General features: G+C 74.0%; 6 protein-coding genes. 2 read left to right on the forward strand and 4 right to left on the reverse strand.

The window, feature by feature from the left end:
- Window positions 1-5: 5 nt before the first annotated feature.
- The 4 genes from ACIBHY_RS48760 to ACIBHY_RS48775 form a co-directional block, all read right to left on the reverse strand.
- Complete coding sequence (locus ACIBHY_RS48760; protein ID WP_397250560.1) at window positions 6-1,490, reverse strand: (2,3-dihydroxybenzoyl)adenylate synthase; 1,485 nt, start codon at window positions 1,488-1,490, stop codon at window positions 6-8.
- Window positions 1,477-2,595, reverse strand: a complete 1,119-nt coding sequence (locus tag ACIBHY_RS48765) for an isochorismate synthase (RefSeq protein WP_397250558.1) — start codon at window positions 2,593-2,595, stop codon at window positions 1,477-1,479. Before ACIBHY_RS48765 ends, ACIBHY_RS48760 begins: the two co-directional genes overlap by 14 nt.
- Before the next feature lie 14 nt (window positions 2,596-2,609).
- Window positions 2,610-3,323, reverse strand: a complete 714-nt coding sequence (locus ACIBHY_RS48770) for an SDR family oxidoreductase (RefSeq protein WP_397310367.1) — start codon at window positions 3,321-3,323, stop codon at window positions 2,610-2,612.
- Window positions 3,324-3,413: 90 nt separating this feature from the next.
- Window positions 3,414-5,381 (reverse strand): multicopper oxidase family protein, encoded by a 1,968-nt coding sequence (locus ACIBHY_RS48775; RefSeq protein WP_397310368.1) that lies wholly within the window; start codon window positions 5,379-5,381, stop codon window positions 3,414-3,416.
- A 239-nt stretch (window positions 5,382-5,620) separates the two neighbouring features.
- Between ACIBHY_RS48775 and ACIBHY_RS48780 the strand changes: the two genes are divergently transcribed.
- Window positions 5,621-10,030 (forward strand): amino acid adenylation domain-containing protein, encoded by a 4,410-nt coding sequence (locus tag ACIBHY_RS48780; protein WP_397310369.1) that lies wholly within the window; start codon window positions 5,621-5,623, stop codon window positions 10,028-10,030.
- Window positions 10,027-13,995, forward strand: a complete 3,969-nt coding sequence (locus tag ACIBHY_RS48785; RefSeq protein WP_397310370.1) for an amino acid adenylation domain-containing protein — start codon at window positions 10,027-10,029, stop codon at window positions 13,993-13,995. The genes ACIBHY_RS48780 and ACIBHY_RS48785 overlap by 4 nt, the downstream gene beginning before the upstream one ends.
- Window positions 13,996-14,001: the final 6 nt, after the last annotated feature.

Here is a 14,001-nt window from a genome sequence, read left to right on the forward strand (position 1 = left end):
GATCGTCAGGTCCTCTCGCGGAGATGTCGCTTGCTCACCTTGCCGACGGCCGTGCTGGGGAAGGCGTCGACGTATTCGAACACGTCGGGGATCTTGAAGGTGGCGATGCCGCGCTCGCGCAGGAACGTGCGCAGCTCGGCCTTGGGCGGAGGCGGGCCGGCGCAGATGACGTAGGCGCAGGCGCGTTCGCCGAGGTAGGGGTCGGGCAGACCCACCACGCTCACGTCGTGGACCGACGGATGGGCCAGCAGGTGGTTCTCCACCTCCTCGGCGGCGATCTTCTCCCCGCCGCGGTTGATCTGGTCCTTGGCGCGGCCCTCGATCACGAGGTGGCCGGTGGGCGTGAGCCGTACCAGATCGCCCGTGCGGTAGAAGCCGTCGGCGGTGAAGGCGTGCTTGTTGTGCTCCTCGGCGCGCCAATAGCCGCGGATCGTGTACGGCCCGCGGGTGAGCAGTTGCCCGTCGTCCTCCACCACGACCTCGTCGGCGGGGGACAGGGGGCGGCCCTGCGTGGAGACGATGACGTCCTCGGGGTCGTCGAGTCGCGTGTAGCTGACCAGCCCCTCGGCCATGCCGAAGACCTGCTGGAGGGTGCAGCCGAGCTCCGGGCGCACCCGCCTTGCCACCTCCTCGCTGAACTTGGCGCCGCCCACCTGCAGGACGTCCAGGCTGGACAGGTCGTACGCGGCGCCGGCGGCGGCGCGCAGCCACAGCAACGCCAGCGGCGGCACCAGCGCCGCGATCGTGACCCGTTCGCGTTCGATCAGCGGGAAGCAGGTGCTCGGGCTGGGGTCGGGCGCCAGGACGGACGCGGCGCCGGCGCTCAGCGCCCCGAACACGCCCGGCGAGCTCATCGGGAAGTTGTGCGCGGCGGGCAGCGCGCACAGGTAGACGCTGTCCCCGCTCAGCCCGCAGAGGCGCGCGCTGGCGCGGAAGCTGTAGATGTAGTCGTCGTGGGTGCGCGGGATCAGCTTGGGCAGTCCCGTGCTGCCGCCCGACAACTGCAGGAACGCCACCTCGCCCGGATCGCGGCCGGGAAGCTCCACCGGCTCGGCCTCGGGAAGCTCGTCCAGAGTGATCGACGGCGTGCCCGGGGCGTACGCGCGGTGCGCCTCGTCCGGGCAGATGTAGGCCACGGCTTCGGTGAAGCCGCAGAAATGGGAGATCTCCGCCGACCGGTGGCCGGGCAGCGCGAAGACCGGCCACGCCCCGAGCCGGTAGAGGGCGAAGCAGACCTGGTGGAACTGCGGCACGTTCGGCAGCTGCACCACGACCCGGTCGCCCGGCCCGACGCCCCGCGCGCGCAGCCCGGCGGCCAGGCGGTCGGCGCGCTCGTCCAGCTCGCGAAAGCTCCACCGGGCCGACGGCGAGACCAGCGCCGTCCGCTCCCCGTGGCGCCCGGCCAGCTCGCGCAGCAGGTCGCCGAAGCTGATGCCGCTCCAGTAGCCCGCGGCCCGGTAGCGGGCCGCCTCCTCGTCAGTCCAGTGCATCGTTGCCCGCCCCCAGCGCGTCCAGGACCGTGCGGAACTTGCTCGTGGTCTCGGCCAGCTCCCGCTCCGGGACGGATCCGGCGACGATGCCGGCTCCCGCGAACAGCCGCACCGTGTGCTCGTGCACCTCGCAGCAGCGGATGGCGACCGCCCACTCGCCGTCGCCCGCGGCGTCGCACCATCCGGCCAGGCCGCTGTAGAAGCCGCGCTCGACCGCCTCCAGCTCGCCGATCACCCGCCGGGCCGCGGCCTGCGGGGTGCCGCACACGGCCGGGGTCGGGTGCAGCGCGGCGGCCAGCGTCAGCACCGACGTCGCCGGGTCGCGCAGGGTGCCGGTGATCTTGGTGGACAGGTGCCACATCGTCGCGGTGGAGGTGAGCCGCGGGGTCTTCGGCACCTCCAGGCTGTCGCAGTATCGGCTCAGCCGTTCGGCGACGGCCTCGACGACCAGGCGGTGCTCGTGCAGGTCCTTCGCCGACTCCAGCAGCGCGGCGGCCCGGCGGGAGTCCTCCACGGGGTCGGCGCTGCGCTCGGCCGAGCCCGCCAGCGGGTTGCTGATGACCTGCCTGCCGTGGCGGGCGACGAGCAGTTCGGGGCTGGCTCCGGCGAGGGTGCTCCCGCCGGGCAGCGGTGTGGCGAAGGAGTAGCCGTGGCCGAGCAGGGGACGCAGCAACTGCCGCAGGCTGATCGGCTCGTCGGAGCGCAGTTCCAGGGTGCGGGCCAGGACGACCTTGTCGAGGTTGCCCGCCTCCAGCTCGGCCAGGGCCAGCCGTACCGCCCGCATGTACGCGGCCGGCGCCGGGGTCTGCCTTCTCCACCAGCGCCCGCTGGGCACCGGCGGGGCGGCGGCCGGCAGCGGCGCCGACCAGGCCGACTCGGAGGGGACGAGCAGGTGCGCGGTCCCGTCGAAGGAGATCGCCCCGGCGGCCAGCCCGCCGGACCGGCCCAGTAACGCGGGCAGCCGGTCGGCGAGGGTGGCCAGCTCGCCGCCGGCGATCGTGGATCTGCCCCGCGTGAGCAGCGTCCCCCGCGGGGAGGCGAACAGCACCGACCGGGTGCGCTCGTATCCCGCAAGCGGGTCCGCGGCGGTGGTCAGACTTTCCATCGAGTTCCAATCACTCAGGCGCGCAGGGTGGCGCCGCCGTCGACGAGAAGGTCGTGCAGGGTGATGTGCCGTGAACGCGCGGAGACCAGGAAGAGCACGGCCTCGGCGACGTCACGCGGTTCCGCCACGCGGCCGAGGGGGATGCCGGTGCGGAAGGTGGCCAGGTCCCCCGCGACGGGATCGCCCCCTTGGAGCGCGCGCAGCATGGCCGTGTCGGTGGAGCCGGGCGAGACGATGTTGCAGCGGATCCCGTGCCCGGCCAGCTCCAGTCCCAGGCATTGGGTGAAAGCCCGCGCGGCCGCCTTGGACGCGGCGTAGGCGGCCATGCCGACGCGGGGGATGGTCGCGGCGTTGGAGCCCACGGTGACGATCGATCCCCGCCGCCGGGGGATCATGCGCCGGGCGACGGCCCGGCAGGTGTGGAAGACGCCGTCGGCGTTGACCGCGAACGTCTGCCGCCAGCGCTCGTCGTCGGTGTCCTGCGCGCGAGCGGGATGGAGCACTCCGGCCACGTTGACCAGGATGTCGATGGGGCCGAGCTCGCGCTCCACCCGGTCGACCAGGGTGTCCACCACGCGCGAGTCCCGTACGTCCAGCCGGTACGGCGTGCCGTCGAGGTCGGCGGCGGCCACCTTGGCGCCCGCCTGGGTGAGTGTGGCGGCGACGGCGGCGCCGATGCCCCTGCCCGCGCCGGTGACCAGAGCAACGGAGTCCCCGATGCCATCCAATCCTGAAGCCCCTCGTAGGTCAGAATGAAGTTAGGTAAGGCTAACCTAATTTGTACGTTTGCTGGGCATCTGTCAAGACTGTCCGAGTCTTCAGTGGCCACCGCCCGTCCCGTGCGGGTCCATGGCCGCCACCTGCTTCGGCAGCACCACGAACGGCCGCATCATCTTGTGGTCCTCGTGCTCGTAGATGTGGCAGTGGTGCATGAAGCGCCCGACCGAGCCCGTGAACCGGCCCACCGTCGTGATCATCTCGCGGAAGCCGACCGCGATCACGTCCTTCCAGCCGCGCTCCTCCGGTCGCAGCGGCTCGGCTTCGAGGATCTTGATCGGCTTCTCCGTGCCGCCGCCGAGGCGGGTGGAACCGCTGGTCGTGAAGTACTTGAACCCGGACGCGTCCAGCCGCAGCCGCTCCTGCGCCTGGAAGGAGAAACCATGGGCGTGCATGGGATGCGGCACCCCGCTGCCCTCCAGCGACACGAACCGCCAGGTCTCCCAGTCGCCGTCGGCCACGTGGAAGGCGACCGGGTCCGGATAGTCCCTGGACAGCCTGCGATAGGTGGTGACCTGCCCCTTCGCGTCCTCGAACTGGACGATCCCGTCGGCGGGCAGCGGTCCCGGCGGCGCGTCGACGCGTTCCATCTCCCACATCTCCGCGTTGATGGGAAAGGCCGGGGTGATGAGAACGAGCCGTTCCTTGTGCTGGGGCAGGGCCGCGGGGTCGACCTGCTCGAAGCTCGCGCTGATCTTGGGGGGCAGCGTGAACGTCGGCGGGCGCCGGTCCCCGCCCACCCGGAAGTTGATCACCTCGGGCACCGGCGAGGCGATGAACGAGGCGTCCACCCACCGCAGCGACCGGCCCTCCAGCCCCGTGAAGTCGACCAGGACGTCGGCCCGCTCGGCCGGTGTGACCAGCACCCAGTCCTCGATCGGCACGGGCGCGGGCAGCAGCCCGGCGTCGCTGCCGATCTGGAACACCCTGCCCGGCACCGGCTGGCCGTTCTGGTCTACCAGGCGCAGCAGGTAGGGGCGGATGCTGGAGGCGTTGACGATCCTGAAGCGGTACCACGCCGGCTTGACCTCCGCGTAGGGCCAGACGGTGCCGTTGACCAGCGTGTAGGGGCCGGTGAAGGAGCGTACGACGGTCTCGGTCTGCTGCGGGTACTCCGTGATCTTGTGCAGCAGGCGGCCGTTCACCTTGCCGTCGGCGTCGGTGTCGAAGTTGCGGTCGCACAGCACGAGCGGGATCTCGTAAGGGCCGGAGGGCAGGCCGAGGTCGTGTTCCTCGTCGTCGCGGATCAGATAGAGGCCGGCGGTCAGCCCGGTCATGGTGTTGAACCGGGTGATGTGCATGGCGTGGTCGTGATACCAGAGGGTGGCCGAGCGCTGCTCGTTGGCGTACTCGGCGAGCTGCGCGGCGCCGGGCGGGACCGCGTTCTCGGCCCAGCCGTCGTTGCCGCCGCCGGTGTGCGCGCCGTGCAGGTGCACCACGGCCCAGGGCGGCAGGGCGGCCACGTCGGCCCTGGGCGTCGCGCCGCTCCTGCCCGGCAGGTCCCAGACGGGCACCGGGCCCGGCACCGCGCGGAGCTGGACGGCGGTGACCGGGTAGGCGCCGCTCAGGGCGTTGGCCCAGGTGACGCGGAGCCGTTCGCCGCGGCGGACCTCGATGGTCGGGCCGGGGAAGTGGCCGTCGTAGGCCCACAGCGTGGTGGGCGGCAGGTCCGCGTGCAGGCGGGCGGTCACGGGGCGCATGGTGACGGTCAGCGTGGACAGGCCGCGTTCGCGCCGCACTCTGGCGCGGGGCGGGACGCGCAGGCGGTCGCGGTAGGGGCGTAACTGCAGCACGTCGCCGGGGGCGGCGGCCGTCTGCACGAACACCGTCGCGGCGCCCGGTTCGCGGGTCACGGCCTCGAAGGCGGGAGCGTGCGTGGTGTGGGCGCGCGGGGGCGCGGCCGCGGAGCTCGGACTGAGTACGGCGTGCAGGCCGTATCCGCCGGCCACGCCGAGGGTGGTGGCGCCGGCGAGCAGGCTGCGCCGGGAGATCGAGGGTTGGTCCGACATCGGGCGGCTCCCGGGAAAAGGGTAGAGATCCGAGCCATGAAGTTAGGTTAGGCAAACCTAATAAACAAGACTCTTCAAGGCTTGAAATGTGGACAGAACCACCTATGATCACGCGCCGGTCCGGGAGGCGGATGTTCTCCTCGGAGGCTCTTGTCAGAGAACTTAGGTTAGCCTAACCTAAGTTTGCTTCGTCCCGTCCGGGACGGTCAGGGGACCTTTCAGGAGGCGGACCACCCGCGATGGCAGCAGATTCCACACCGGCGTCCTACGCCCAGCGAGCCCTTTGGTTCCTCCACCGCTGGAACGGCCCTTCGGCGACCTACAACATGCCCTTCGCACTGCGCCTGAACGGCATGCCCGACGAGCTCGCGCTCCGCCGGGCGCTGGCCGACGTGGTGGCCAGGCACGACATCCTGCGCACGGTGATCGCCTCCGCCGACGACGAGCCGTGCCAGCGCGTGGAGGCGGGATGGCGGGGCGATCTCGCGGTCGTGGACCTCGCGGAGCCGGAGGTCGAGGAGCGGGTGCGCGCGGCCGTGGCACGTCCGTACGACCTGGAGAAGGAGCCGCCCTGGGGGGTGTGGCTGTTCCGGGTGGACGGCGGGGCTCCGGTGCTGCTGTTCGTGCTGCACCACGTGCTGGCCGACCAGTGGTCGTTCCAGGTGCTGGCCAGGGACCTGCACGTGGCCTACCGCGCGCGCCGGGCCGGGAGAGCGCCGTGGTGGGCGGCGCGGGCCTCGCAGTACGGCGAGTACGCGCGGTGGCAGCACGAGCGGCTGGGCGACAAGCAGGACGCCGGGTCGTTGACGGCCCGGGAGATCGCGCACTGGCGGCAGGCCCTGGACGGTCTGCCCGAACACCTCCCCCTGCCCGCCGACCGTTCCGGCAGCGGCGACGAGGGGATGGACGTGGGATTCGTCCTTCCGCCCGCCACCGCCGCGGCGCTGAGGACCCTGGCCAGGCAGAGCAAGGCCAGCCCGTTCATGGTGCTGCAGGCCGCAGTCGCCGCGCTGCTGCACCGGCTCGGCGCGGGCGACGATATCCCGCTGGGCGTCGCCGTCTCCGGCCGGGACGAGCCGCGCTGGGACGACCTCATCGGCCTGCTCGTCAACTCCACGGTCCTGCGCGCCGACCTGTCCGGCCGGCCCACGCTGCGCGAGCTCCTCGCCCGCGTGCGCGAACGCGGGCTGCGCGCCTACGGCCACCACGTCCTCCCCTTCGACCGCCTCGTGGACGGCCTCAACCCGGCCCGCTCGCCCGGCCACAACCCGCTGTTCCAGGTCATGACCGTGTACGAGAAGGCCGACGGGCGCCGGTTACCGCTGGACGACCTCCTCGGCCAGGTCATCCCCATCCCCGCGCGGACCGCCAAGTTCGACCTCACCTTCGCCTTCGTCGACCACGCCGGAGACGGGTCGCTGGAGGGTGTGCTGAACGTCGCCGCCGCCCGCTTCAGCCCCGCCGCCGCCCGGACCCTCGCCGACCGGCTCGTCCGCCTCGTCGAGGCCGCCGTCGCCGACCCCGACCTCCCCCTCCACCGCGTCGACCTCCTTTCTCCGGCCGAACACCGCGACCAGCTCGCCCTCGCCCAAGGCCCGCCGCACCGGGTCGCCGAACCGGAGACCTGGGTGACCCGCCGCTTCGCCGAGCGCGCCGCCGCCCATCCGGAGCGGATCGCCGTGGGGCACCTGACCTACGGCGAGCTCGACCGCCTGTCCGGCGTCCTGGCCGCCAGGCTGGCCGAACGCGGCGCCGGACCCGAGAGCGTCGTGGCGCTTCCGCTTCCGGCGGGGGAGTGGAGCCTGGTCGGCGTCCTGGCCACGCTGAAGGCCGGTGCCGCCTTCCTGCCGCTCCACCCCGGCCATCCGCCCGCCAGGAACGCCGCCGTCATCGCCGACGCCGGGGCCCGCCTCGCGGTGACGGCCGCCGGATCACCGCCCCTGCCCGCGGGCGTCGAAGCCGTGAGAGCGGACCACCTCGAAGACGACGCGTCGGGCGGGCCCGCGCAAGCGCCGCCCCACCCAGGACCCGACGCGCCCGGTGGGCCCGCACGAGCGCTGCCCCACCCCGGCCAGGCCGCCTACGTGATCTACACCTCCGGTTCCACCGGCCGCCCCAAGGGGGTCGTGGTCGGCCGGGCCGCGCTGGCCGCGTACCTGTCGTGGGCGGGTGAGCGCTACCCGGGGCTGGCCGGGACGGCGCTGCTGTCGGGCCCGCTCACCTCCGACCTCAACATCACCAGCGCCCTCGGGCCGCTGACGGCGGGCGGGCGGGTGGTCGCCGGTGAGTTCGGCGAACAGGTCGAGGGGCTGACCTTCGCCAAGTGCACCCCCAGCCACCTCGCCCTGCTGGACGGCGCCCGTGGCGACGCCCTGGGCGGCGCGCACACGCTCGTGGTCGGCGGCGAGGCACTGACCGGAGCCCACCTGCGGGAATGGCACGCGGGCCGCCGGGAGCCCGGCGTCCGGGCCGTCGTGAACGAGTACGGCCCCACCGAGGCCACCGTGGGCTGCGTCGTCCACGAGCTCACCGACGCCGGCGAGCTTCCGGCCGGGACGGTCCCCATCGGCGCCCCGGCCCCCGGCTGCGCCGCGTACGTGCTGGACGACGCGCTGCGGCCGGTGCCTCCGGGCGTGCCGGGAGAGCTGTACCTCGGCGGCGAGCAGCTCGCCCGCGGCTACCTCGGCCACCCCGGCCTGACCGCGACCCGCTTCGTCGCCAGCCCCTTCGCCCACGGCGAGCGCCTCTACCGATCCGGCGACCTGGCCCGCCGCCGCGGCGACGGCCTGCTGGAGTACCTCGGCAGGGCCGACGACCAGCTCAAGATCCTCGGCAACCGCATCGAGCCGGGCGAGGTGGAAGCCGCGCTCACCACCCACGAGGACGTCGCCCAGGCCGCGGTGGCCGCCCACCGCGCCGCCCCCGGCGCCCGCGAACGCCTCATCGCCTACGTGGTCTCCCGCTCGGCCGTCCTGGACCCCGAGGAGGTACGCGCCCACGCCGCCCGGATCCTGCCCCAGGCCATGGTGCCCGCGGCCGTCGTGGTGCTGGACGCCCTCCCGCTCACCCGCGCCGGCAAGCTCGACCGCGCCGCCCTTCCCGCACCGGCACCGCGAGCCCCGGCGGCGAGCCACGGGACCGCGGCGGAACAGCGGTTGTGCCGCCTGTTCCGCGAGGTCCTCGACCTCGAGCGGGTGGGCCCTGACGACGGCTTCTTCGCGCTCGGCGGCGACAGCATCGCGGCCATCCGCCTCGTCGGCCGCGCACGGGCGGCGGGCCTGCGCTTCACGGCCCGGGACGTCTTCGTCCACCAGAGCGCCCGCGCCCTCGTGAAGGCCACCGGGAGCGAGCCCCCGCCCCGCGAACCGGGCTCCGGCGAGGTGCCGATCACCCCGATCCTGGCCGAACTGCTCGCCAGGGGCGGCCCGTTGACCGGATACACACAGGCCCGAGTCGTGAACCTGCCCGCCGGCATCACCCCGGCCATCCTCACCGCGGCCGTCCAGTCCGTGCTCGACACCCATGACGCCCTGCGCTCCCGCCTGCTGCCCCCCGGCGGCACCGGCGGCTGGCGGCACGTGATCAGGGAACCCGGCGCGGTCCGGGCGGCGGACGTCCTGGTCTCCGAAACCGACGAAGAACGCGTCTCGGCGACCCCGGACCCGCTGGCAGGCGAACTGGCCGCCTTCGCGCGGCTGGACGCCCGCAGGTTGCTGATCGCCATCCACCACCTGGCCGTGGACGCGGTCTCCTGGCCGATCCTCCTGCAGGACCTCGCCACAGCCTGCGACCAGGGTGCACGCGGCGAGCCGATCAGCCTGCCCGAGCCGGGCACGACGCTACGCGCCTGGGCACGCCACCTTCACGACCTGGCCGCGGCAGGGGAGCCCGGCCTCGCCCACTGGCGCGACCTGGCCCGCGACGCGGGCGCCCCGCTCGGCGGGCGGCCGCTCGACCCCGCCCGCGACACCGTCGGCGGCACCCGATCCCTGCTCACCACCGCGCCCTTCGCCGCCCCGGGCGCCGACGCCCAGGCGAGGTTGCTGCTCGCCCTGGCCCGCGCCGTACCCCGGTGGCGCACCGGCGGCGAGCCGCCGCTCCTGATCGAGGTCGAGGGGCACGGAAGGGAGGAGTCACTGCTGTCTGGCGCCGACCTCTCGCGAACGGTCGGCTGGCTGACCAGCCAATACCCGGTCAGCCTCCGCCTCGGCCCGCACGACGACGTCACCACCATGCGCGAGCGCCTGTCACCCGCGCACGGCGTCGGGTACGGCCTGCTGCGCCACCTCAACCCCCGCACAGAACCGGTACTCGCGGCCCTGCCCCGGGCGCAGATCGGCTTCAACTACTGGGGCCGCGTCCACGACCGGGCGGAGGGCCGGCAGACCGTCGGGCAGGACGCCGTCGTACGCGGCCACGCCGACCCCGCGCTCCCGCTCCCGCACTGCCTGGAGATCAACGCCGTGCTCCGTGAAGGCCCCACGCTGCACGCGCAGTGGACCTGGGCGCAGGAGCTTCTCACCGAAGCCGAGGTGAGCCGCCTGGCCGATCTCTGGCACGAGGAACTGGGCGGAGCGGCCGACCCGCTCATCGACGATTTCGACCCTGCCGAACTGGACCGGCTCCAGCGCGAGTGGAGGCACGCATGACCGCCCTGCAGGACGTTCTTCCCCTCAGCCCGCTCCAGGAAGGCATCCTGTTCCACTCCAGCGGCGGCCACGACCCCTACATCGTCCAGCTCGACCTGGAGCTCGACGGGCCGCTCGACGCCGGTCGGCTGCGCGCCGCCGGCCAGGCCCTGCTCGCGCGCCATCCCAACCTGCGGGCCGCGTTCGTGACCCGCGCCTCCGGCCAGGCGGTCCAGGTCATCCCGGCCGAGAGCGTCCTGCCCCTTCAGGTGTACGGCGAAGCCGGCCAGGCCGCCTACGCCCGGATCAAGGCGGCCGACGCGCTCCGGCCGTTCGAGCTGACCGCCTCGCCCTGCCTGCGCATGACGCTGGTGACCGTGGAGGGGCGGCACCGGCTGCTGTTCACCTACCATCACCTGCTGCTGGACGGGTGGTCGAACTCGCTGGTCGTCGGCGACCTGCTCCGGCTCTACGACAACGGCGGCGATCCGGGGCGGCTCGAGCCGGCGCCGCCGTACCGGAGCTTCCTGGCGTGGCTGCGTGAGCGGCGGCGCGACGGGAGCGACGACGCGGCGCTGGCCGCCTGGCGGGAACGGCTCGCCGGGCTCGACGGGCCGACGCTGGTGGGCGTACCGGACGCTCCGCGAGGCGCGCGGCCGGAGCGGGCAGAACGGCCGGAGCGGTCACGGGCGGAGCGGTCACGGGCGGAGCTGAGCGAGGAGACGTCCGAGGCGTTGCGGGCACTGTGCAGGACGGCCGGGGTCACGCTGGGTGTGGCGGCGCAGGCCGCGTGGGCGCTGGTGCTGCGGACGCTCACCGGCCGGAGCGACGTCGTCTTCGGGCTGACGGTCTCCGGGCGCGACGCCGAGGTGGCCGGTATCGAGTCGATGGTCGGGTTGTTCGTCAACACCGTCCCGGCCCGGGTGGTGCTGGATCCCGCCGAGTCCGTGACGGGGCTGCTGCGCCGGGTGCGCGACGATCATGCCCGCACGCTCGGCGCGCAGCACGTGGGGCTGGCCGCCGTCCAGCGGGCGGTGGGGCGGCGGGCGCTGTTCGACACGCTGGTGGTCGTCGAGAGCCATCCGGTGGACGCGGCCGTTCTGGACGGGCGGTCGTTCGGGGGGCTGCGCCTGCGCGGGGTGAGCGGGACCGATGCCACGGGGTATCCGCTCACGCTGATCGTGGCGCCGGGTGCGCGGCTGCGGCTGTCGGTCGATCGGCTGCCGGGGGCGCTCGCGGGTGAGCCGCCGGAGCTCGCCGATCCGGCGGAGCGGGTGGCGGCCGTGCTCACCGCGATGGCGGCCGATCCGGCGGCCAGGGTCGTGGACGTGCTGCCGGGACAGGCGGCTCCTGTCAGGGGGAGCGCGGTCGCCGTACCGGAGATCGATGTGGTGCGGATGTTCAGGGAACAGGCGGCGCGGCACCCCGATCGGCCCGCGGTCCGCGACGGACGGCAGGTCATCACCTACGCCGAGCTCGACCGGCGCTCCGAGCGGCTGGCCGGGGCGCTGCGCTCGCGCGGCGCCGGGCCCGAGCGGCTGGTGGGCGTGGCCCGCGCCCGTTCGGCCGAGCTGGTGGTGGCGTTGCTGGCCGCGCTCAAGACGGGGGCCGGATACGTGCCGCTCGACACCGAGCAGCCCGCCGCCCGGTCACGCGCGATCGTGGACGACACCGAGCCGGTGTGCGTGGTGACCGAGGAGAGCCTGCCCGGCACGGACGGGGTGATCGACGAGGAGCATCACCCCGACCGGGTCGCCTATGTGCTGCACACCTCCGGCTCCACCGGCCGGCCGAAGGGCGCCGCCATCACCCACCGGGCGCTGGCGAACCGGATCCGGTGGATGCAGCACGCCTATCCGCTGCGGGCCGATGACCGGGTGCTGCAGAAGACCCCCGCGGGCTTCGACGTGTCCGGGTGGGAGTTCTGGTGGCCGCTCACGCACGGCGCCCAGCTGGTGATGGCGCGGCCCGGCGGGCATCGCGACCCCGCCTACCTGGCCGAGGTCATGCGCGGGGAGCGCGTCACGGTCGTGCACTTCGTGCCGTCGATGTTGCGGGAGTTCCTGGACGGGCTCGGCGCCGCGGACCTTCCCTGCCTCCGGCGGATCGTCTGCAGCGGCGAGGCGCTGCCCGGGGATCTCGTGGAGCGCGCGCGGGCCGTCCTGGGGACGGTGGCGATCGAGAACCTGTACGGCCCGACCGAAGCCACCATCGACGTCACCGCGTTCGAGGCGAACGCGGAGGCGGTCGTACCGATCGGGCGGCCGATCTGGAACACCGCCACCCACGTGCTGGACACCTGGCTGCGGCCGGTGCCCGACGGGGTCGCGGGGGAGCTGTACCTGGGCGGGGTGCAGCTCGCGCGGGGCTACCACGGGCGCGCGGGGCTGAGCGCCGGGCACTTCGTCGCCTGTCCGTCCGGCGCCGGTGAGCGGATGTATCGCACCGGTGATCTGGTACGCCGCCGGGCCGACGGGGTGCTGGAGTTCCTGGGCAGGATCGACGGCCAGGTCAAGATCCGGGGCGTACGGGTGGAGCCCGGGGAGGTGGAGGCCGCGCTACGGACCCATCCCGGGGTGCGGGACTGCGCGGTCCGGGCGCCGAGCCGGGCTGACGGGAGTTCTTACCTGGTCGCCTATGTCGTCGGGCGGCACGGGGAGGTGGAGCCCGGCGTGTTGCGCGCGCACCTGGGCGGGTTGCTGCCCGCGGCGATGGTGCCCGCGCTGTACGTGCCGATCGGCGCGCTGCCCCGGACGGCCAGCGGAAAGGTCGACGGCGGCGCGCTGCCCGATCCCGGCTCTCCGTCGCACGGGACCACCCGGCCGCCGTCGGGGGCCGCGGAGGAGCGGATGTGCGGGCTGTTCCGCGAGGTGCTGGGGCTGGCGGGCGATGCCGGGGCCGAGGACGACTTCTTCGAGCTCGGCGGGGACAGCATCACGGCGATGCGCCTGGCCGGTCGCGCGGGGGCGCCCCTGTCGGTGGGCGACGTCTTCGACCACCGGACCCCGGCCGCCCTGGCCCTCCTGCTCGCGAAAGCCGGACCGGCGCCGGTCGCGAAGGCGGCCGAGCTGCCGCTGGCGGCGCATCGGCTGCGGCGCTCGGGGCTGCCGGTCGCGTCGTACCTGATCACCGGGATGGTCGAGGGCCGGGCGGTCGTCCCCGTCGCGGATCTGAACGAGGCGGTGCGGCTGGCCATCTCCACTCCGGACCGCAGGCCGTGGCGGGCCACGATCGTCCCGCGGGCCGCGGACCTGCTCACGCACGACGGCACGGACCTGGCCGGTGCTCTGGAACTCGCGCGCGAGGGCGTGGACCTGGCCGGAGGACGGCCCCTGCGGGTGGTCGCCGTCGCCGGGCGGCTGGTGGCGGCCGCGCACGCCGCGGTGTTCGACGAGGTGTCCCTGCACCGTGTCCTGCACCAGCTCTCGACCGGGGAAGCGGCACAGGGCGGCGTGCCCGCCCGCCTCCAGGCCGGTGAGGATGACCTCGAAGGCTGGCTCGGGCTGCTGGCGAAGGGCACGGCCGAGGTGTTCGGGCCCTGGTCGCCCGGCGCCGGGCCGAGGTTCCGGGTGTCGGCGCCGGTCGGCGCGCTCACGTCCGCCGCCGTCCTCGCCGCCACGGCGGCGTGGCTGGGGCGGCCGGCGCTGCTGGCCGATGTGGAGATCACCCCGGCGGGCGCTCCCACCCGGATATATCCGGCTATGGCGGGTGAGGATTCCCCGGCCGACCCCTTGAACTACGAGATCTTGCACCTGCTGCACCCCCAGGGCGGCGCGGCGCTGCGCGCCCACCCCCGACGCCAGATCCTCATCCGCCGGAGCCTGTTCGAACCCCTCGACGACGAGGGCGGGGCCGACGCGCCCGAGCAGCACTACCCCCTGGTCATCTCCCACGCCGAGCACGCGGGCCGCCTCTGGCTGGCCGGCGACCCCGCCGTGATCGGCCGCGACGCCGCGGCCGGCCTGCTGGGCCACTTCCCCGTCTGAACGCGA

The organism is Nonomuraea sp. NPDC050547 (assembly GCF_044457345.1).
GTDB lineage: Bacteria > Actinomycetota > Actinomycetes > Streptosporangiales > Streptosporangiaceae > Nonomuraea.

Excerpts from the sequence above, each read along its gene's own strand:
- ACIBHY_RS48785 (WP_397310370.1), top strand. The coding sequence starts at position 10,027 with ATGACCGCCCTGCAGGACGTTCTTCCCCTCAGCCCGCTCCAGGAAGGC.
- ACIBHY_RS48760 (WP_397250560.1), bottom strand. The coding sequence starts at position 1,490 with ATGCACTGGACTGACGAGGAGGCGGCCCGCTACCGGGCCGCGGGCTAC.
- ACIBHY_RS48780 (WP_397310369.1), top strand. The coding sequence starts at position 5,621 with ATGGCAGCAGATTCCACACCGGCGTCCTACGCCCAGCGAGCCCTTTGG.
- ACIBHY_RS48765 (WP_397250558.1), bottom strand. The coding sequence starts at position 2,595 with ATGGAAAGTCTGACCACCGCCGCGGACCCGCTTGCGGGATACGAGCGC.
- ACIBHY_RS48775 (WP_397310368.1), bottom strand. The coding sequence starts at position 5,381 with ATGTCGGACCAACCCTCGATCTCCCGGCGCAGCCTGCTCGCCGGCGCC.